At 59.7% G+C, this 17206-nt stretch carries 19 protein-coding genes; 9 read left to right on the top strand and 10 right to left on the bottom strand.

All coding sequences use genetic code 11. The annotated features are described in order from the left end of the window. From LC354_RS01695 to LC354_RS01685, 3 genes are all read left to right on the top strand, one after another. Positions 1-813 carry a phosphoadenylyl-sulfate reductase gene (locus LC354_RS01695; protein ID WP_223421103.1) on the top strand — a complete coding sequence of 271 codons (813 nt, stop codon included), beginning with the start codon at positions 1-3 and terminating at the stop codon, positions 811-813. Then, complete coding sequence (locus tag LC354_RS01690) at positions 810-1220, top strand: DUF934 domain-containing protein (RefSeq protein WP_223421102.1); 411 nt, start codon at positions 810-812, stop codon at positions 1218-1220. Before LC354_RS01695 ends, LC354_RS01690 begins: the two co-directional genes overlap by 4 nt. 141 nt (positions 1221-1361) lie before the next feature. Next, the gene (locus LC354_RS01685; protein ID WP_223421101.1) at positions 1362-2213 is read left to right on the top strand and encodes a ferredoxin--NADP reductase; all 852 of its coding nucleotides are present in this window, start codon (positions 1362-1364) and stop codon (positions 2211-2213) included. A gap of 230 nt (positions 2214-2443) precedes the next feature. Here the strand turns inward: LC354_RS01685 and LC354_RS01680 are convergent, their stop codons facing one another. From LC354_RS01680 to LC354_RS01670, 3 genes are all read right to left on the bottom strand, one after another. Then, positions 2444-2713 carry a glucose-6-phosphate isomerase gene (locus LC354_RS01680; protein WP_223421100.1) on the bottom strand — a complete coding sequence of 90 codons (270 nt, stop codon included), beginning with the start codon at positions 2711-2713 and terminating at the stop codon, positions 2444-2446. Between the two features lie 266 nt (positions 2714-2979). Then, positions 2980-3207, bottom strand: a complete 228-nt coding sequence (locus LC354_RS01675; protein ID WP_223421099.1) for a hypothetical protein — start codon at positions 3205-3207, stop codon at positions 2980-2982. 412 nt (positions 3208-3619) lie between these two features. Continuing rightward, positions 3620-4543 carry a translation initiation factor 3 gene (locus LC354_RS01670; RefSeq protein ID WP_223421098.1) on the bottom strand — a complete coding sequence of 308 codons (924 nt, stop codon included), beginning with the start codon at positions 4541-4543 and terminating at the stop codon, positions 3620-3622. A gap of 254 nt (positions 4544-4797) precedes the next feature. On the opposite strand from LC354_RS01670, the gene infC reads away from it, so the two are divergent. Further along, complete coding sequence (gene infC / locus LC354_RS01665) at positions 4798-5298, top strand: translation initiation factor IF-3 (protein WP_223421097.1); 501 nt, start codon at positions 4798-4800, stop codon at positions 5296-5298. 280 nt (positions 5299-5578) lie between these two features. Here the strand turns inward: infC and LC354_RS01660 are convergent, their stop codons facing one another. From LC354_RS01660 to LC354_RS01640, 5 genes are all read right to left on the bottom strand, one after another. After that, positions 5579-6367, bottom strand: a complete 789-nt coding sequence (locus tag LC354_RS01660) for an FAD binding domain-containing protein (RefSeq protein ID WP_223421096.1) — start codon at positions 6365-6367, stop codon at positions 5579-5581. A 95-nt stretch (positions 6368-6462) separates the two neighbouring features. Continuing rightward, entirely contained in the window at positions 6463-8823 is a 2361-nt protein-coding gene (locus tag LC354_RS01655) for a xanthine dehydrogenase family protein molybdopterin-binding subunit (protein ID WP_223421095.1), read from the bottom strand. 127 nt (positions 8824-8950) lie between these two features. Further along, positions 8951-9436, bottom strand: a complete 486-nt coding sequence (locus LC354_RS01650; protein WP_223421094.1) for a (2Fe-2S)-binding protein — start codon at positions 9434-9436, stop codon at positions 8951-8953. Positions 9437-9568: 132 nt separating this feature from the next. Beyond that, positions 9569-10561, bottom strand: a complete 993-nt coding sequence (locus LC354_RS01645) for a molybdopterin-binding protein (RefSeq protein ID WP_223421093.1) — start codon at positions 10559-10561, stop codon at positions 9569-9571. Next, a complete protein-coding gene (locus tag LC354_RS01640) occupies positions 10558-11523 on the bottom strand; it encodes an XdhC family protein (protein ID WP_223421092.1) in 966 nt (321 codons plus the stop codon). The genes LC354_RS01645 and LC354_RS01640 overlap by 4 nt, the downstream gene beginning before the upstream one ends. 266 nt (positions 11524-11789) lie before the next feature. Here LC354_RS01640 and LC354_RS01635 point away from each other — a divergent pair, with 266 nt between their 5' ends. Together LC354_RS01635 and grxD are read left to right on the top strand one after the other, a co-directional pair. Further along, positions 11790-12029: a BolA/IbaG family iron-sulfur metabolism protein gene (locus tag LC354_RS01635; protein ID WP_223421205.1), complete on the top strand. Its 240-nt coding sequence runs from the start codon at positions 11790-11792 to the stop codon at positions 12027-12029. 215 nt (positions 12030-12244) lie between these two features. Next, complete coding sequence (grxD, locus tag LC354_RS01630; RefSeq protein ID WP_223421091.1) at positions 12245-12607, top strand: Grx4 family monothiol glutaredoxin; 363 nt, start codon at positions 12245-12247, stop codon at positions 12605-12607. 113 nt (positions 12608-12720) lie between these two features. On the opposite strand, the gene LC354_RS01625 is transcribed toward grxD, so the two are convergent. Both LC354_RS01625 and LC354_RS01620 read right to left on the bottom strand, forming a co-directional pair. After that, entirely contained in the window at positions 12721-13113 is a 393-nt protein-coding gene (locus tag LC354_RS01625; protein ID WP_223421090.1) for a cell division protein ZapA, read from the bottom strand. Next, positions 13106-13597: a hypothetical protein gene (locus tag LC354_RS01620; RefSeq protein ID WP_223421089.1), complete on the bottom strand. Its 492-nt coding sequence runs from the start codon at positions 13595-13597 to the stop codon at positions 13106-13108. The genes LC354_RS01625 and LC354_RS01620 overlap by 8 nt, the downstream gene beginning before the upstream one ends. A gap of 295 nt (positions 13598-13892) precedes the next feature. On the opposite strand from LC354_RS01620, the gene tkt reads away from it, so the two are divergent. From tkt to LC354_RS01610, 3 genes are all read left to right on the top strand, one after another. Further along, entirely contained in the window at positions 13893-15908 is a 2016-nt protein-coding gene (tkt, locus tag LC354_RS01615) for a transketolase (protein ID WP_223421088.1), read from the top strand. 416 nt (positions 15909-16324) lie between these two features. Then, positions 16325-16450, top strand: a complete 126-nt coding sequence (locus LC354_RS27635) for a hypothetical protein (protein WP_263289272.1) — start codon at positions 16325-16327, stop codon at positions 16448-16450. Then, complete coding sequence (locus tag LC354_RS01610) at positions 16447-17004, top strand: SIS domain-containing protein (RefSeq protein WP_223421087.1); 558 nt, start codon at positions 16447-16449, stop codon at positions 17002-17004. The genes LC354_RS27635 and LC354_RS01610 overlap by 4 nt, the downstream gene beginning before the upstream one ends. Positions 17005-17206 lie beyond the last annotated feature (202 nt).

The raw sequence follows: 17206 nt of genomic DNA, 5'->3' as shown, positions 1-17206 counted from the left end.
ATGCTTCATCTTGCCCAAAAAACTCTCCCCGAAGGGTCGGCCAGCCACGCAGCCGATACGCTCGTGGCGGCGCTGAACGCCCGCCTACAGCACCACGGGGCGACGGACGTCCTGCGCGAAGCGCTCGCGGCAATCCCCGATCTGGCGCTGGTTTCGAGTTTCGGGGCGGAATCGGTGGTCTTGTTGCACCTCGGTGCAATGATCAAACGGGACATTCCGGTAATCTTTATCGACACCGAAATGCTGTTCGCCGAGACGCTGGTCTATCAGATGGAGGTTGCCGAACGTTTGCGGCTGCAGAATGTCACTGTCATCCGCGCCGAAAATACGAAAACCCATGATCCGGACAGCACCTTGCACCTGCGTGACACCGATGCGTGCTGTGCTTTGCGAAAAACCGTCCCCTTGCAAAACGCGCTCAAGCCTCATGCGGGCTGGATCACCGGACGCAAACGCTATCAATCGGACAGCCGCGCAGGTCTGGATTTTTTCGAGGTCGAAGACGGGACAAGCAAGATCAAGGTCAATCCGCTGGCCCGCTGGGCGGCGCAGGATATTTGCGACTATATGGACGAAAACCGCCTGCCCCGGCATCCGCTGGTGGCGCAAGGCTACCCCTCCATCGGCTGCGCGCCCTGCACATCCCGCGTGGCAAGCGGCGAAGACCCGCGTGCAGGGCGCTGGCGCGATCAGGACAAGGAAGAATGCGGCATCCATTTTGTCGACGGCAAACTCGTGCGCGCAGGCACTGTACAAAATGATCTGCGCGCAGGAACGCCACAAGATGACGCCCGAACAGGAGCAACAACATGACAATTCTCGTAACGGATCAGGGCTTTGGCCCGGACACATGGGATCGTGGCTACACCCCTTTGGGCGAGGCCGCCAATGACGCTGTGGCGCTGGACGTGCCTGCGGATGCCGACCCCGACACCATCCCGCTCTGCGCCGATATCATCCGCGTGGATTTCCCCAGCTTTGCCGACGGGCGCGGCTTTACCATCGCGCGCATGTTGCGCCTGCGCGGATTCAAAGGGCGCCTTCGGGCGCACGGCCATGTCATAGCGGACCAATACGCCATGGCGCGCCGTTCCGGTTTTGACGAGGTCGAGATCAGCCAATCCCTTGCGGCCCGCCAACCCGAAGACGAGTGGCAGTTTCGCGCGGATTGGCAGTCTCATGACTATCACGCCCGTCTGCGCGGGGCTTCAAACCACTAAGCCCGGACAAAACTGCTAAGCACCGGATTTGCGGCGCGCATTGACCCACATCATGGTGAAACGCGCGTTTCAGCTTATTTCCGTACCAGAAAACCCTTTCCATAGAGAGCGGCGCAATTGTAAACTTGCGTTGACATGAGCATGACCGAGCAAACACCCGTGAATGAATCCTCCGCCGTCAAGGCGACCCCAACCCTCCCCGACGCCCAGACCGTTACATCCGTTCAGCACTGGACGGACCGCCTGTTTTCCTTTCGGGTGACGCGACCCGTCTCCTTGCGGTTCCGCTCGGGCGAGTTTGTGATGATCGGCCTGATGGGCGACCCGGATCCAAAGACCGGCAAGCAAAAGCCATTGCTGCGGGCCTATTCCATCGCCTCCCCATCCTGGGACGAAGAGTTGGAGTTCTACTCGATCAAGGTCCCTGACGGACCGCTGACCTCTCGTCTTCAGCACATCCAGCCCGGTGATGAAATCATCCTGCGGCCCAAACCCGTGGGAACGCTGGTGCATGACGCGCTGATCCCGGGCAAGCGCATCTGGTTTTTTGCCACCGGGACCGGCTTTGCCCCCTTTGCTTCGCTCTTGCGCGAACCGCAGACCTATGAAGATTACGATGAGGTCATCATCACCCACACCTGCCGCGAAGCGGGCGAATTGGAATATGGTGCCAAGCTGATCGAAGACCTGAAATCTGACGAGCTGCTGAACGAGGTCATCGGCGAGGGTTTCTGGAAAAAGATTAAGTATTATCCCACCACAACCCGCGAGCAGAGCCCCAAGATGGGCCGCATCACCGACCTGATGAATTCGGGCGAAGCGTTCACGGATCTGGGCGTCGCGCCTCTGAACCCGGACACGGACCGGGCCATGATCTGCGGCAACCTCGCCTTTAACCTTGAACTGAAAGAGATGTTGGAGAATTACGGCCTCGAAGAGGGTGCAAACTCCAAGCCTGCCCAATATGTCGTGGAAAAAGCCTTCCTCGATTAAGCTTGCGGCGACCTGAAACAAAAAACGCCTCGGCGCTCCACAAGAGCATCGGGGCGTTTTTTTTAATCAGCCAAAGACTGACTTGCTGCTGTCAGGCGCGCGCGTATTCGGAAATAAATGAAGATATCCGATTTCACGATGACACACGCGTCGCAATATTTGCCACCAGCGCACAAAAACATACGCTGGTGTATCCATTATTTTAGGTCAGTCGTGGCCAAGACCAGAGATCAGGGGCACTGAACCGGGAAAGTCGAACCGTCAGGACGTGTGCCGACGCAACGGGCTTGTGGTTGTTGGTTCTGCGCAACGGCAACGCCGGCCGCGCCGCCTGCCAAACCACCGATTGCCTTTGCAGTTGAGCCACCGCCCAATGCGCTGGCCACGCCGACACCGGCAGCGGCCCCCCCGAGTGCACCCGCAGTGGTGCGCGCCTGGCTGTCCATGTTCTCGCAGGCCGTAAGTGCTACGACGGCGATCATCATTGCAAGATATTTCATTTTTCATTCCTTTGTGATGTCAGCACGTCCGGCGCCAGGGCGCCATCGGCCAACGCTGCTTATCGTCATGGTACTTTGTTACTGTGGCGCGAATTCGCCGTAAAGGGCTGGATTCCCGGTTCGACGACGCTCGGCTGCGAACCGCCGGAAAAACTCTTCGATCTGTCGAGCTATGACACCGCCTTTTGGTGCCCAAATTCAGTTTCCAGGGCGGACGGTACAGCGTGTAAACTCTAACAGTTTCCGGCTCGCGGACTGGCAACTGCTCAACGCGGCACCCGATGATCGTCCGACGGAATAACCATCGCAAGCGTCCAATCCTCGCGGCGGGTCAGGATCGATCCGGTATTGACCGCTGCGGACACCCGGGCAGCGGCGCATTGTCTCTGGCCGTCGAATTGCGTGGTCAAATCTTCAAAGACATATCGCGCTGCAACCCCTGTTCCGGGATGGCGGGTCATCACCGGGTGGCGCACGCGGTGTTTATGGGCCATCGGATCCCACTCTATCTCGCGCTTGCAGTCGGCAATGCTGGCGTCGCTGTACCCTGTCGACATCCTTTCCAACGACGCGCACAAGCGCGCTGAGATTACATCTCAGACCGCCGTCATTTAAGCGAAATGGGTATCACCGTCGCAGGGCGGACTCGTCTGGGCCGACAGAATCAAAACCAAAGCCTGTATCTGGACATAGGAATGCGACGTGGACCATGTTCCACGCGTGATCTTGCTGTGGTCACTTCGCCTTCAAACCTGCGCATTGTGCCGACAGCGTCCTCATCGCCCAATCCGTCATACCCGGCGCTTTTGCCACAAGACCTTGCCCGAGGGCCCGACAGTGGCCAAAAAAAACCGCGCTCTGGAAACCAGAGCGCGGTGTGTCATCGCATCAACACGAAGATGTCGGTTACCGACCCATCGCGGTTTTGACCTGATCCAGAGCGCCTTGCAGCAATGCAGGGTTGTTTTGTGCTTGCTCAAGGCTCGTTTTCAACGCGGTTTTCTGCACGATGCTCAAATCCGATCCGTCGATCATGTCGGACACTTGACCAAGGTCAAATCCTTCGACGGACAAGGGATCGGGCGTGGTCGCTTCGGTTGTTTCTGCGGTCACGGCCTCAGATACGTCTTCCGCTGCCTCTTCAGTCGCATCCGTTGCGTCTGCCGCGGCTTCACTTGCGGCATCCGCAGCGTCCGTTGTCACATCCTCCGCCGTATCGGCGATCTCGTCCGTTGCTTCACTTGCGGCGTCAGTTGCGTCCGTTGCCGCGTCCTCTGCTGTATCCGCAATCTCTTCCGTTGCTTCACCTGCAGCATCCGCCGCATCGGTTGCCGCTTCCTCCGTTGTATCCGCGACATCCGCAGCAGCGTCACTCGCAGCATCCGTTGCGTCCGTTGCCGCTTCTGTTGCGTCCGCAGCAGCTTCCGCCGCTTCGTCGGTCACATCCGCCGTTGCTTCGCTCGCAGCTTCGGTTGCGTCCGTTGCCACATCCGACGCAGTCTCGGTCGCATCTTCCACAGCGTCTGTCGTCGCCTCTACAGCATCCGATGCAGCCTCTTCCGCCGCTTCCACGCCTTCGGTTGTCGTTTCCACCACTTCATCCGCAATCGCAGTTGCTGTCTCTTCAGCATCCGACGCAGCTTCGGAAACAGCCTCTACGGTAGCATCGACCGCTTCTTCGACAGCTTCACTTGCCGCGTCCACCGTCTCTTCGGGGCTCAAAGCTTCCGTTGCCTCGTCGATGGCCTGTTTCGGTGTCTGGCCGGAATATAACAGGAAAGCACCCCCTGCGATTACAACAGCCACAATAATCCAGATCAGATTTTTCATTTTCCTGTCCCTTTCAAGCGGTACACGATGGTGCATATGCACATGTTTCATCCTGAGGTGTCAGATGCGCGTGCCGATGGAAAGGTACAAGAGGTAAAATCGACAGTTTCGGCACAGGACAGCCGATTTGCGGCTTGAAGATAGCTGGTGCAGAGGCTACGTTTTGGCCTCAATTTTCTGCCAACCATCAAAGGACGACCATCATCGCTCGAAGACCCCACAACGCGCCGCCGCAACGTGACACTGGCCCGCGCGTGAACGAAAAAATTCGTGCCCCCGAAATTCGCCTGATCGGCGCAGATGGCGAGAATGTCGGTGTTGTGACACCGACGCGCGCCATGGACATGGCGGAAGAAGCAGGCCTCGACCTGGTCGAAATTTCGCCCAACGCCAACCCGCCCGTGTGCAAGATCATGGATTTCGGCAAGTTCAAATACGAGACACAGAAACGCGAAGCCGAAGCGCGCAAAAAGCAGAAGATCATCGAGATCAAAGAGGTCAAGTTCCGCCCGAACACGGACACCAATGACTACGATGTCAAAATGCGCAATGTTTTCAAGTTTCTGGAAAACGGCGACAAGGTGAAGATCACGTTGCGCTTCCGTGGACGTGAAATGGCACACCAGAATCTCGGTCGCGAGTTGCTGGAGCGTGTGGCCGAAGACACCAAAGAGCATGGCAAGATCGAGAACTTTCCCAAGATGGAAGGCCGTCAGATGGTCATGCTGATCGGACCGCTGCCCACCAAGGGCTGATCGATATAACGACTGCAAACGACAAGGGGCCAGATTTGTCTGGCCCTTTTTCGTTGCCCACAAGCCCGTCAAACCGGTGTTTCAAGGGTCCCGCTGCCGCCGTAGCATAAGCTGCGAGATAGGCCAAAAGGGTCTCAAGGGGATTGTCAGCCTCAACGTCACGGCCGCCTCACAACAAAAAAGGGACGTCCAATCTACCGACACGACCCGCCAATAAAAAAGCGCAGCGCCCAAAATCGAGCGCCGCACTAAAATACAGAATGTTTAGATCGAGCGGAGATCAGCTGGCTGCCGCAACCGCCCGTTTGGTCATGACGGCACAGAGATGCGCTCTGTAAGCGCCCGTGCCATGCAGGTCAGAGATCATATCGTCCCCGCTCAAAGACAAGCCATCCAGCGCCTCAGGGGCGAAGTTGGCCGACAGCGCCGCTTCTGCCTCCGACCAGCGGAACACACCGTCATTGGACGCCCCCGTGATAGCCACACGCACACCATCCGCGTATTTGGCCACGAACACGCCGACCAGCGCAAAGCGCGACGCAGGTTGCAGAAACTTCTGATAATTGGCCTTTTCCGGCACCGGAAAACGAACCTCGGTGATGATCTCACCCTCCTCCAGGGCCGTGGTGAACATCCCCTGAAAATAGTCATCCGCCGCAATCTCACGGGTATTGGTCACGATGGTCGCGCCGGATCCCAATGCAGCTGCCGGATAGCAGGCGGACGGATCATTATTGGCCAAAGAGCCGCCAATGGTGCCACGATTGCGCACGGCAGGATCCCCGATATGCGCTGCGGTCGCTGCCAGCGCAGGATAGGCGCCGCCCTCCGTCGCGACGGTCGCGTGGTTCGTGGCGCCACCAATGCACAAGGCCCCGTCATTGGCAGTGCAAATGCCCTGCATTTCGGAAATGCCCTTCAGGCTCACCAAAACGGCCGGGCTGGCCAGCCGCTGTTTCAGCGTGGGGATAAGCGTCTGCCCGCCCCCAAGCGCTTGGGCATCTTCCGCACCGAGAGCTGCAACGGCGTCGGCGACCGTCTCGGGCTTTTCAAACTCAAAGTTATACATCTTCGGTCCTTTCGATCAGCAAGACAGATCCTTCTTCATCTTGCCAGATAAACTCCGGGGGTCCGGGGGCTGGCCCCCGGTCCCGCGCTTTCAACTTATTGCATCGCTGCCCAGACACGGTCCGGCGACAGCGGCATATCGATATGGGTGACTTCCTTACCCGCAGAACGCAGCGCATCCACAACCGCATTAACCACCGCCGGAGGCGATCCGATCGCCCCCGCTTCGCCGCAGCCCTTCACACCCAGCGGGTTGTGGGTACAGGGCGTCTGGCAGGAATGATCCACATCGAACATCGGCAGATCGTCCGCCCGCGGCATCGCGTAATCCATATAGGACGCGCTCAGCAACTGGCCGTTCTCGTCATAGGCACAGTTCTCCAACAACGCCTGCCCGATCCCTTGCGCAATCCCTCCATGGACCTGACCGGTGACGATCATCGGATTGATGATGTTGCCAAAATCATCCGCAGCGGCAAAGCTTTCGATCGTGACCTTGCCGGTCTCCGGATCCACTTCAACTTCACAGGCATAGGCCCCGGACGGATAGGTGAAGTTCGACGGGTCATAAAACGCCGTTTCCTCCAGACCCGGCTCAATGTCCTCCAGCGGATAGTTGTGCGGCACGTAAGCGGCCAAAGTCACATCGCCCCAGGCGACGGACTTGTCCGTGCCCGCGACAGAGAACGCACCGTCCTTCAGTTCGATGTCGCTTTCGGAGGCTTCGAGCAGATGAGACGCGATCTTCTTGGCCTTGTTGATGATCTTCTCGGTCGCCCGCACCATGGCCGAGCCACCGACTGCAATCGAGCGCGAGCCATAGGTGCCCATGCCCATCGGTACTTTGGACGTATCCCCGTGCACGATCTCGATCATCGATTCGTCAATGCCGATCATTTCGGCCACCACTTGGGCAAAGGACGTCTCGTGCCCCTGTCCGTGGCTGTGCGAGCCGGTCATCACAACCAGACCGCCGGTGGCATTCACCCGCACTGTGGCACTTTCATACAGCCCCGCACGCGCGCCCAACTGGCCCACCAGGTTCGACGGCGCGATGCCGCAAGCCTCGATATAACAGTTCACGCCCAGACCGCGCAGCTTACCCTTGGCCTCGGAAGCCTTGCGGCGCGCCGCAAATCCGGGCAGGTCAATCATCTCTTCGAGCTTGTCCATGGTCGCGTGATAATCACCGGTGTCATATTCCACCGCCACGGGCGTGGCATAGGGGAACTCTGTGATAAAGTTCTGACGTCGCAGGGCAATCGGATCAACGCCCAACTCGCGCGCGGCCTTGTCCACGACACGCTCCAACTGGAAGGTCGCCTCGGGGCGGCCCGCCCCGCGATAGGCATCGACCGGCACTGTATTGGTAAAGACGGCCTTCACGTTCACATAGATCAGCGGGGTCTTGTAATTGCCCGCCATCAGCGTGCCATGCAGCCAGGTTGGGACCGACGGCGCAAAGGTCGACAGATACGCGCCCATATTGGCATAGGTATCCGTACGCAACGCAGTAAAGTTGTTGTCCGCGTCCAGCGCCAGCTCGATCTTGGTCACGTGATCGCGTCCGTGGGCGTCCGACATAAACGCTTCGGTCCGCGACGATGTCCACTTGACGGGCCGGTTACAGGCCTTGGCGGCAAAGGTGCAGAACGCCTCTTCCTGATAGTGGAAGATCTTGGTGCCGAACCCGCCACCGACGTCCGGCGACACGACGCGCAGCTTGTGCTCCGGAATGCCAAGAACAAAGGCCCCCATCAGCAGTCGGATCACGTGGGGGTTCTGCGACGTGGTGAACAGCGTGTGCTCATCCGTGCCACGGGAATAATCTCCAACGGCGACCCGGGGCTCCATCGGGTTGGCCACAAGACGGTTGTTGACCAGCTCCAGTGTGGTCACATGCGCGGCCTCCTCAAAAGCCTTGTTCACCGCGTCCTTGTTTTCCTCGACAAATCCCCAGTCATAGCACAGGTTGCTGGTCAGATCGTCGTGGACCTTGGGCGCCCCCTCTGCCACGGCCGCCTTCATATCCATCACAGCGGGCAATTCGGCAATATCGACCACGATGGCCTCCGCCGCATCGCGGGCCTGTTCCAGCGTTTCGGCCACGACCGCTGCAATGGGTTCGCCGACATGGCGCACCTTGCCATGGGCCAGCACAGGGTGGCGGGGCTCCTGCATCACTTCGCCATGCTTGTCCGTGACCTGCCAGCCGCAGGGCATCCCGCCCACAGCCTCGAAATCCGCACCGGTAAAGATTTGCACCACCCCCGGCATATCTGCCGCCGCACTGGTATCCACCGTTGTCAGGGTTCCGTGCGCCACATCAGAGCGCAGGAAAAACACATGGGCTTGCCCATGCATATTGATGTCGTCTGTATAATTTCCGACCCCTGTCAGAAACCGTACATCCTCGCGCCGTTTGCTGCTGGCGCCGATGCCTCCGTCTTTTGGCATTTTAGTCCTCCCGGAATGTGACGGCAGAGATCTGCTCCGCCAAATCAGATGTCCCGGTCCTCTTTCTCTGTTGGAAAAAATCCCGGGGGGTCCGGGGGGCTGGCCCCCCGGCGGTTCAAATACGTGCTTACTCGGCCGCGATGGCGCTGACATCCTGTCCGGATGCCGCCATGATCGCCTTGACGATATTGTGGTAGCCCGTGCAGCGGCAGATATTGCCTTCGAGATAGGCCCGCACCTCACCTTCGGATGGCTTGGGGTTTTCCTTGAGCAGAGCCGCCGCCGACATCACCATGCCCGGCGTGCAGAACCCGCACTGAAGTCCGTGATGGTCCTGAAACGCCTGCTGGATCACGTTGAGCGACCCGTCCGCATTCGCCTGACCCTCGATGGTCGCCACATCGGCCCCATCGGCTTCTGCCGCCAGCATTGTGCAGGATTTCACCGCGACCCCATCCACATGCACCACGCAGGCGCCGCATTGAGACGTGTCGCACCCGACATGGGTTCCTGTCAGTTTGAGCGTGTCGCGCAGGAACGACGACAACAACGTGCGCCCTTCCACTTCGCCAGACGCAGTCTTTCCGTTCACAGTCATTGAGACCTGTGCCATGGCATCCTCCCTTTTGGCATTCTTGTTGGAGCGGAGTTAAGCACGGAGATCGTCGGTTGAGAACACCTATTTTTTCCGATCCCGAAAAATCGCAAGATCATGCAAGACCTTAAGCGAGCCGACCGATTGACCCTAGGACGCGCGCGGGCGCGGCCGGGTCGGAATTTCCTTGAGCAAACCACCGACCCCCATTGCAGAAATGCTCGCCTGCGTCAGACGCTGCCCGCAAATGATCCGCTCCATCACCCAATCCGCCCCGTTGAGTGCGGGCGAGCGGGCACAGCCCGGCAAGCCGATCACCGGCTTTTCCCCCAGCCAGCCCAGGAACAAAAGGTTGCCCGGATCCACCGGCATGCCGAAGGCCGTGACCGTACCGCCCGCCTGACGCAGCGCCTCCGGCCCCACATCATATGGGTCGGACGTGGCCGAAGCGGTCAACACAAAGATCACGTCGCCGGGCGCGACAATCAGCGCCTGCGCCAACGGTTCGGCCACGTGATCCACCATAATACGCGGGCTGAGCGTCAGGCCCAGCCGATCCAGGCGGCCGGTCAGCGCCGCCCGGCCCTTGGCCGCGGGCGGATCCTCGCCCACCACGGTCTCGATCAGGGTTGCCGTGGCGTAGGTCGGGGCGGCCACATCCAGCGCGCCGATACCGACGCCGCACGCATCGGCAAGTGCCGCTTCTGATACCGCATAGGCAATGATCTTGATCGTCGCGATCATCGTTCCGTCTTCCACCCTGTGAAATGGCGGCACGGTAGCAATAGTGATCATCGGATCAACCGCATTGACTGCGTGAATGGCCCGCTCGTCGATGCGCACGACGCCCGGTCCCACCGCATAAAGATTCACCCGCCCTGCCCCGGCCTGCGCAATCCGCAAACCCTGCGCATCCGGATCATTGGCAATGGCGTGCGCAAGGCGCGTGGCGGCGGCGTTTTCCTCCACATCGCCCGGCTCAAGCCGCGCGACCACAAGGCTTTCATGCCCGCTCGCCTGCAATTGCGCCACATGGGCGGGCTCCAGCATCGTGCCTTTGGCAATGCGTCCCTTTGTACCCGTCATGGAATGGGCGAGAACAGCGCCGATGGCGTCTTGCGCTGTAACGGGTCCGAACTTCACGCGCCGCGCCTCAGGGTCTGCACCATCTGCCCCAGGATCGACACGGCGATCTCTGCCGGGCTGGCCGCCCCGATATCAAGTCCCACCGGGCCTTTGATGCGCGCAATATCGGCCTCGGAAAATCCGGCCTCGGTCAATCGCTCCACCCGTTTCGCATGGGTGCGGGTCGAGCCGAGCGCACCGATGTAAAAGACCTCTGATTTCAGAGCGATGTGCAAGGCCGGGTCATCCAGCTTGGGGTCATGGGTCAGCAAAACAAGCGCCGTGCGGGCATCCAGACCAACCTCTCTCAAAGCATCGTCCGGCCAGTCATTGATCACCCGTTCGCCGGGGAACCGCGCTTCGGACCCGAACGCACCGCGCGGGTCGATGACCACCGGGTCATAGCCCGCAACCCGCGCCATGGGCACGAGGGCCTGTGCAATATGCACGGCCCCGACGATGGCAAGCCGCAGAGGGGGATTGTGGATGGTGACAAAGGTCTGGCCATCGGGTTCGACACCGGTACGATCATTGGCGAAGCGCGCGGCAAACCCGCTGTCGTCCAGACGCCGGGTCCAATCCTCCAGATCAACCACATAAGCCATCCTTTGGCGCGCGGCCCGCGCGCTGACCAAAGCCTTCAACATCTCCACAGGCATGGCTGCACCAACGGGTTCCACCAGAATGCGGATGGTGCCACCACAGGCCAGGCCGACGGCAAAGGCGTCGCCATCACTGATCCCGTATTCCAACAGACGGGGCTGTCCGTCTGCCAAAGCGTCCATCGCTTCGACAACGACAGCGCCCTCGACGCAGCCGCCGGACACCGATCCCATCATCTCGCCAGTGCCCGACACGACAAGTTGAGCCCCTGCACGACGCGGCGCGCTGCCCCAGGTTTCGATCACAGTGGCAAGGGCCGCGCCGATGCCCGCCTGATGCCACGCAAGGGCCTGTTCGGGTGCTGTTTCCATGCTCATAAATCGCGCCTCCGCAGGTCATATTGGGCGGCCCCCGGTGATGCGGGCCATAATCCGGGACATTTTGATGCGCGCGCAGAATTTTGCACGTGCTTCGGATCAAGCACCGCGCAAGGTCTGGCCCGGACAAAGCCTATGCTCCAGCCGACCGAAATGACAAGCCCCTGCGCATCGCAAACACGCAGAGCACTTTGTGCCTGTCCAAACGCTTGCTTCCCGCGGACCTGCGCCCTAAATCTGACGTACAGGAACCGGAGAGCCACCACATGCCAATGCAAGCCCAAGAGATCGAAGAGTTGATCCGCGAAAGCTTCCCCGCCGCCAAGATTACGATCACTGACCTCGCCGGTGATGGAAATCACTATGCCGCCGAGGTTATCGACGCGTCCTTTGCAGGCATGAACCGAGTGCAACAGCACCGTGCCGTAACCAAGGCGCTCAAGGGCAAGATGGACGGCAGCCACGGGGAGTTGCACGCACTGGCTCTGACCACGAAAGCCCCCTGATGCACGTCAATTCACATATCAACACCGACCCGTTTCACAATGGCACGCAGCACGCATTGGCGGCGCTGCGGAAGGACGCGTTTGAACGAAACCATATCAAACAGACACAACTCAACGGATCGGTCTGGGAGCGCTCCGACACCCAGACCCGATGACCGAACACGAAACCCATGCCGCGCGCTATCACGGCGCCTTTATCAGGAAAGACAGCTGACATGACCGATGCAAACGCACGTATCACCGAAACCATCACCTCCAACGATGTGGTTCTGTTCATGAAGGGCACCAAGTCCATGCCGCAATGCGGGTTCTCCAGCCGGGTGGCTGGCGTGCTGAACTACATGGCCGTCGATTTTGCCGATGTGAATGTGCTGGCCGACGAAGAAGTCCGGGCCGGGATCAAGGAATTCTCTGACTGGCCCACGATCCCACAGCTTTACGTCAAAGGCGAGTTCGTCGGAGGCTGCGATATCATCACCGAAATGACGCTTTCGGGTGAATTGGACACACTCTTTGAAGAAAACGGTGTCACTTACGACAAGGACGCCGCTGAAAAGATCCGCGAAGCAAACGGCTGATCGGGCGCGGGGCGCATCAAGGATGCGCCTTACGGCTCCCCGATTGGATTGTAGGCGCGCCGTGTGGATGAGCCCCGTAAGGCGCAGTCATACTGCGCCCTAGGTCACATCGTTCAGCGTGCCTTTTCTTCGATATCCGCCGCCAATGCTTCAGCCCGCGCGGCCAGTTCGGCCAGCGTGTCATGCACTGACTGAGGCACGACAGGCACTTCGATGCGCTCTGGCTCGGGCGCGCCCATGGTTCTGAGGCCTTCAAGCTCCGCCTCGCGCTCGGCAAGTACCGCCCGAACCTCGACGATTTTGTCTTCGACACTTGCGGTCTTGTCGGCCAGCATCAGCCCCGCCATCAGGAGCATGCGGGCTTCGGGCATTCGACCCACCTGATCCGAAAGCACTTGCGCCTCGTCGTCCAGCATCTTGGCCGCCGTATGAAGATAGTTTTCCTCGCCTTCCTGACAGGCGACCGAGAATTGGCGTCCGCCGATGCTAATGGTAACCTCAGGCATCTGTATCTTCCTCTTTGGGTGCTTCCAACTGATCCAGCAATGGCGTCAAAGCGCCGATGATGCTGGTGGCTTCGGCAACATCCGCCGCGCGGGCCGCGCGCAGCGCTTCCAGTTCCGCCATCATCGCGGTGTTGATCAGATGCGGCGCGCCGACACCTTCCTCATTGGCGTTGCGCAAATCCGTGTTGGATTGGCGCAGCAGGTCATTCGCCTTGCGCAACCGTTGCAGTTCAAGATCCAGGTCCGCCACACGTGCATCCGCTGCATCCTTTACCGCCTGCCCTTCGCGCATCGCCGCGTCATAGCGGTCATTGAGCGTCTGCAACCGCTCCGTCAGCTGCGCATTGGCCAGCTTTTCCTCGTCCAGCGCGGCGGCCAGTGCGGCGGCCGCCCCGACATCGGTTCCCGCGACGCTGTTCAGGCCGCTGGCGATCCTGTCCATCGCGGCGGTGATCCGTCGTTGCAACTCATCTATGTCGCTCATGTTTTTGCCCGTCCCCTCCGGTCGTTCGTGAAGTTTTATCCAGACCACCAAATCCATGGCCCGCGAATCGCATCATCCTCTGATTGGACCCAAGTCTAGACAAAGGATTTGGAAATTGCGCCCCCCTTTGCGATCAACAGCTTGCAGGGCGGCGTTGAAGTGCACAATCGATCAAGGCACCGGTACGGCCGGATTTTACGGCCCATTGACGCCGTCTGCACATGTCCACATCGCCTTGATCTTTGGCCATTGACTGTTATTCAGCCTGAAATCTCTTTGCCCAAAGGACACATTCGTGGATCTGACAGCCCTTCGCACCGCCCATCCTGACCACTGGTCCAAAGCCACGGCCATCCGTGCCCTGACGCTGGATGCGGTGGCCGCCGCCAATTCCGGCCACTCCGGCATGCCCATGGGCATGGCCGACGTCGCCACCGTGCTTTACGAAAAGCATCTCAAGTTCGATGCATCCGCCCCCAACTGGCCGGATCGGGATCGGTTCATCCTGTCGGCGGGCCATGGCTCGATGTTGCTCTACTCGCTGCTGCACCTGACGGGCTACGAAGACATGACGTTGGAGCAGATCAAGAATTTCCGCCAGTGGGGGTCTATCACGGCGGGCCATCCTGAATATGGACACGCCACCGGGATCGAGACCACAACCGGCCCGCTGGGCCAGGGGATCGCCAACGCAGTCGGGTTTGCCATGGCCGAGGAAGTGCTGCGTGCGCATTACGGCAAGAAGATCGTCGATCACCACACCTATGTCATCGCGGGGGACGGATGCCTGATGGAAGGTGTCAGTCAGGAAGCGATCACCCTGGCGGGCCGTCAACAACTGGGCAAGCTGATCGTGTTCTGGGACAACAACAACATTACGATCGATGGTCCGGCCACGCTGTCGGACACCACGGACCAACCCATGCGCTTCAAATCCGCAGGCTGGGCGGTGATCGAGATCGACGGCCATGACCCCGACGCCATTGATGCCGCAATCACCAAAGCCAAGACGCAGAAGAAACCGACGATGATTGCGTGCAAGACCCACATCGCTTTGGGTCACGCGGCGCAGGACACCTCCAAAGGCCACGGCGCGCTGACCGATGCGGACCAGATGTCCGAAGCCAAGGCCGCCTATGGCTGGACAACCGGACCGTTCGAAGTACCGGCGCATGTCAAATCAGCCTGGGAAGCCATTGGTGCACGCGGCGTTTCGGATCGCGAAGCATGGGAAGCCCGTTTTGCCGGCGTCTCGACCAACAAGCAGAACCAGTTCAACCGGGTCATGGCGCGCGACGTGCCCAAGAAACTGACGGCCACCGTGAAGGCGTTCAAAAAGCAGATGTCGGAAGCCGCGCCGAAACTGGCGACCCGGGCCGCCTCCGAAAAAGCACTCGAAGTGCTGAACCCGGTCATGCCCGAAACCTTTGGCGGCTCTGCTGACCTGACGGGATCAAACAACACCAAAACGGCCGATCTGGGTGTGTTCGACATTGACAACCGCGGCGGGCGCTACATGTATTGGGGTATCCGCGAGCATGGTATGGCCGCGGCCATGAACGGCATGGCGCTGCATGGCGGCATCCGCCCCTATGGCGGCACGTTCATGTGCTTCACCGACTATGCCCGCCCTGCCATGCGTCTGGCGGCCTTGATGAAAATCCCGACGGTCTTTGTCATGACCCATGACAGCATCGGTCTGGGCGAAGACGGCCCCACCCACCAGCCGGTGGAGCATCTGGCGATCAGCCGGGCAACGCCAAACACCAACGTGTTCCGGCCCGCAGATGCGATTGAAACCGCCGAGGCGTGGGAACTGGCGCTATCCTCCACCGCAACCCCGTCAGTATTGTCGCTGACCCGTCAGGGCCTGCCGACCGTGCGCACGGAGCACAAGCTCAAGAACCTGTCGGCACAGGGGGCCTATGTCCTGGCCGACGCCGAAGGCAAGCGACAGGCGCTGTTGATGGCGACCGGTTCCGAGGTCTCGATTGCGCTGGCTGCACGCGACATCCTGCAAGAGGCCGGGATCGGCACCCGCGTGGTGTCCATGCCCTGCTGGGAACTGTTCGAGGAACAAGACGAGGCCTACCGCCGCCGCGTATTGCCCGCAGGCCCCGTCCGGGTCGCGATCGAAGCAGGCATCCGTTTCGGCTGGGATCGGTGGCTTTACGGAGAGCGCGGCAAACGCGAAAAAGGCGCGTTCGTCGGAATGCACGACTTTGGCGCCTCGGCGCCTGCGGACGTGCTGTTCAAAGAGTTCGGCATCACGGCAGAGGCCGTCGTCGAAAAGGTCAAGGCGATGCTGTAACCCAATGGCAGTCGGGCCGCTTTTCAGGCGGCCCGAATGCTCTTGTTACCTTGGTATTCCGAAGATTTATTGAAACCGTTGGTTGATGTATCAGTTACCAAATCCTGCATCTGGCAGTTGCCCGCGATAAACGCCCCGAGTGAATCGCAATTCAAACTGTCAGTACTCAAATCCTCCGGAACAATCTGATCCGCGTGATATGGAAGTTTCCGGTTTGGCGACGTGAACAGACGGACGCATCGAAGAACTTCCTGACCTTTGCTGAATATGCCCCATGAATGGTGGCCGGATGGCGAGACTCCGTTGCCGCCTCGGGTCATCCTGCTTACGCATGAGTGTGTTGACTTCACGACGGGTAGTGACCGAAATATCTCCATCAACGTGGTTTGTCCCGGTCCAAGAAAGGAAACGGTTTCATGAATGATCACCCCACAGACATCCCCGCGCGTGCGCAGGAATGTGGATTAAACGATCAGCAACCAGACACAGGCTTTGCAGTTATCTCCGCGCGCGCATGTGACGATGTGATGGCGACGACATGAGTCTCAGCGCCACAGCCGCCTCCGCAATTGCCGAAGTCGGGGCCGTGCTGGACCGGGCCATCCCGCAACAGGTCGAGGCGATGGCCGCTCCACTTCTGACAGCCAACCGGATCGCCCTTTATGGCGTGGGCCGCGAGGGGTTGATGATGAAATCCCTTGCCATGCGTTTGTTTCATTTGGGGCTGGATGCCCATGTGGTGGGCGACATGACAACGCCATCCTTGGGGGCCGGCGATTTGCTGCTTGTCAGCGCTGGACCCGGACAGCTTTCCACAGTCGAAGCGTTGATCGAGGTCGCCAAAACCGCAGGCGCTGCCACACTGTGCGTTACCGCAACCCCTGACGGACCGGCGCCTCGACGCGTCGATCACGTCATACATCTCGAAGCGCAGACCATGGCGAACGACCAGAATGGTGGACAATCCGTATTGCCAATGGGCTCGCTCTATGAGGCCGTGCAGTTTCTGTTTTTCGAAATGCTTGTCCTGCATCTGCGAGACAAGATGGGGCTGAGCGCCGATGCAATGCGCGCCAACCACACGAATCTTGAGTAGCCACCGAAAAGGCTGGATAGGTTTTCGGTCGCTGGCAAGATTATTCTCGTCAACAAACCGCACGCCCTTTGCTGTCTTTGATAGCAAATGCATCAACGACAAATTCGGGCTCCTGCTTGCCATTCAGTGAAGGACCACCGGCTGACGCCGGAGGCATCATTTGTCGGAATGTAATTCCAGGTACTGCTTGATGACATCGTCT

Origin of the sequence: Tateyamaria pelophila (genome assembly GCF_019966495.1) — a bacterium.
Taxonomy (GTDB): Bacteria; Pseudomonadota; Alphaproteobacteria; order Rhodobacterales; family Rhodobacteraceae; genus Tateyamaria; species Tateyamaria pelophila.
This window is presented reverse-complemented; position numbering and strand designations above follow the sequence as displayed.

What these genes read in the sequence shown, in the direction of transcription:
- LC354_RS01625 (WP_223421090.1), bottom strand. Translation starts at nt 13,113, where the DNA reads ATGCCTGAGGTTACCATTAGCATCGGCGGACGCCAATTCTCGGTCGCC.
- grxD (WP_223421091.1), top strand. Translation starts at nt 12,245, where the DNA reads ATGACCGATGCAAACGCACGTATCACCGAAACCATCACCTCCAACGAT.
- LC354_RS01695 (WP_223421103.1), top strand. Translation starts at nt 1, where the DNA reads ATGCTTCATCTTGCCCAAAAAACTCTCCCCGAAGGGTCGGCCAGCCAC.
- LC354_RS01655 (WP_223421095.1), bottom strand. Translation starts at nt 8,823, where the DNA reads ATGCCAAAAGACGGAGGCATCGGCGCCAGCAGCAAACGGCGCGAGGAT.
- LC354_RS01650 (WP_223421094.1), bottom strand. Translation starts at nt 9,436, where the DNA reads ATGGCACAGGTCTCAATGACTGTGAACGGAAAGACTGCGTCTGGCGAA.
- LC354_RS01640 (WP_223421092.1), bottom strand. Translation starts at nt 11,523, where the DNA reads ATGAGCATGGAAACAGCACCCGAACAGGCCCTTGCGTGGCATCAGGCG.
- LC354_RS01670 (WP_223421098.1), bottom strand. Translation starts at nt 4,543, where the DNA reads ATGAAAAATCTGATCTGGATTATTGTGGCTGTTGTAATCGCAGGGGGT.
- LC354_RS01675 (WP_223421099.1), bottom strand. Translation starts at nt 3,207, where the DNA reads ATGGCCCATAAACACCGCGTGCGCCACCCGGTGATGACCCGCCATCCC.
- LC354_RS01660 (WP_223421096.1), bottom strand. Translation starts at nt 6,367, where the DNA reads ATGTATAACTTTGAGTTTGAAAAGCCCGAGACGGTCGCCGACGCCGTT.
- LC354_RS01610 (WP_223421087.1), top strand. Translation starts at nt 16,447, where the DNA reads ATGAGTCTCAGCGCCACAGCCGCCTCCGCAATTGCCGAAGTCGGGGCC.
- LC354_RS01685 (WP_223421101.1), top strand. Translation starts at nt 1,362, where the DNA reads ATGACCGAGCAAACACCCGTGAATGAATCCTCCGCCGTCAAGGCGACC.
- LC354_RS01635 (WP_223421205.1), top strand. Translation starts at nt 11,790, where the DNA reads ATGCCAATGCAAGCCCAAGAGATCGAAGAGTTGATCCGCGAAAGCTTC.
- LC354_RS27635 (WP_263289272.1), top strand. Translation starts at nt 16,325, where the DNA reads ATGAATGATCACCCCACAGACATCCCCGCGCGTGCGCAGGAATGTGGA.
- LC354_RS01620 (WP_223421089.1), bottom strand. Translation starts at nt 13,597, where the DNA reads ATGAGCGACATAGATGAGTTGCAACGACGGATCACCGCCGCGATGGAC.
- LC354_RS01680 (WP_223421100.1), bottom strand. Translation starts at nt 2,713, where the DNA reads ATGAAATATCTTGCAATGATGATCGCCGTCGTAGCACTTACGGCCTGC.
- LC354_RS01690 (WP_223421102.1), top strand. Translation starts at nt 810, where the DNA reads ATGACAATTCTCGTAACGGATCAGGGCTTTGGCCCGGACACATGGGAT.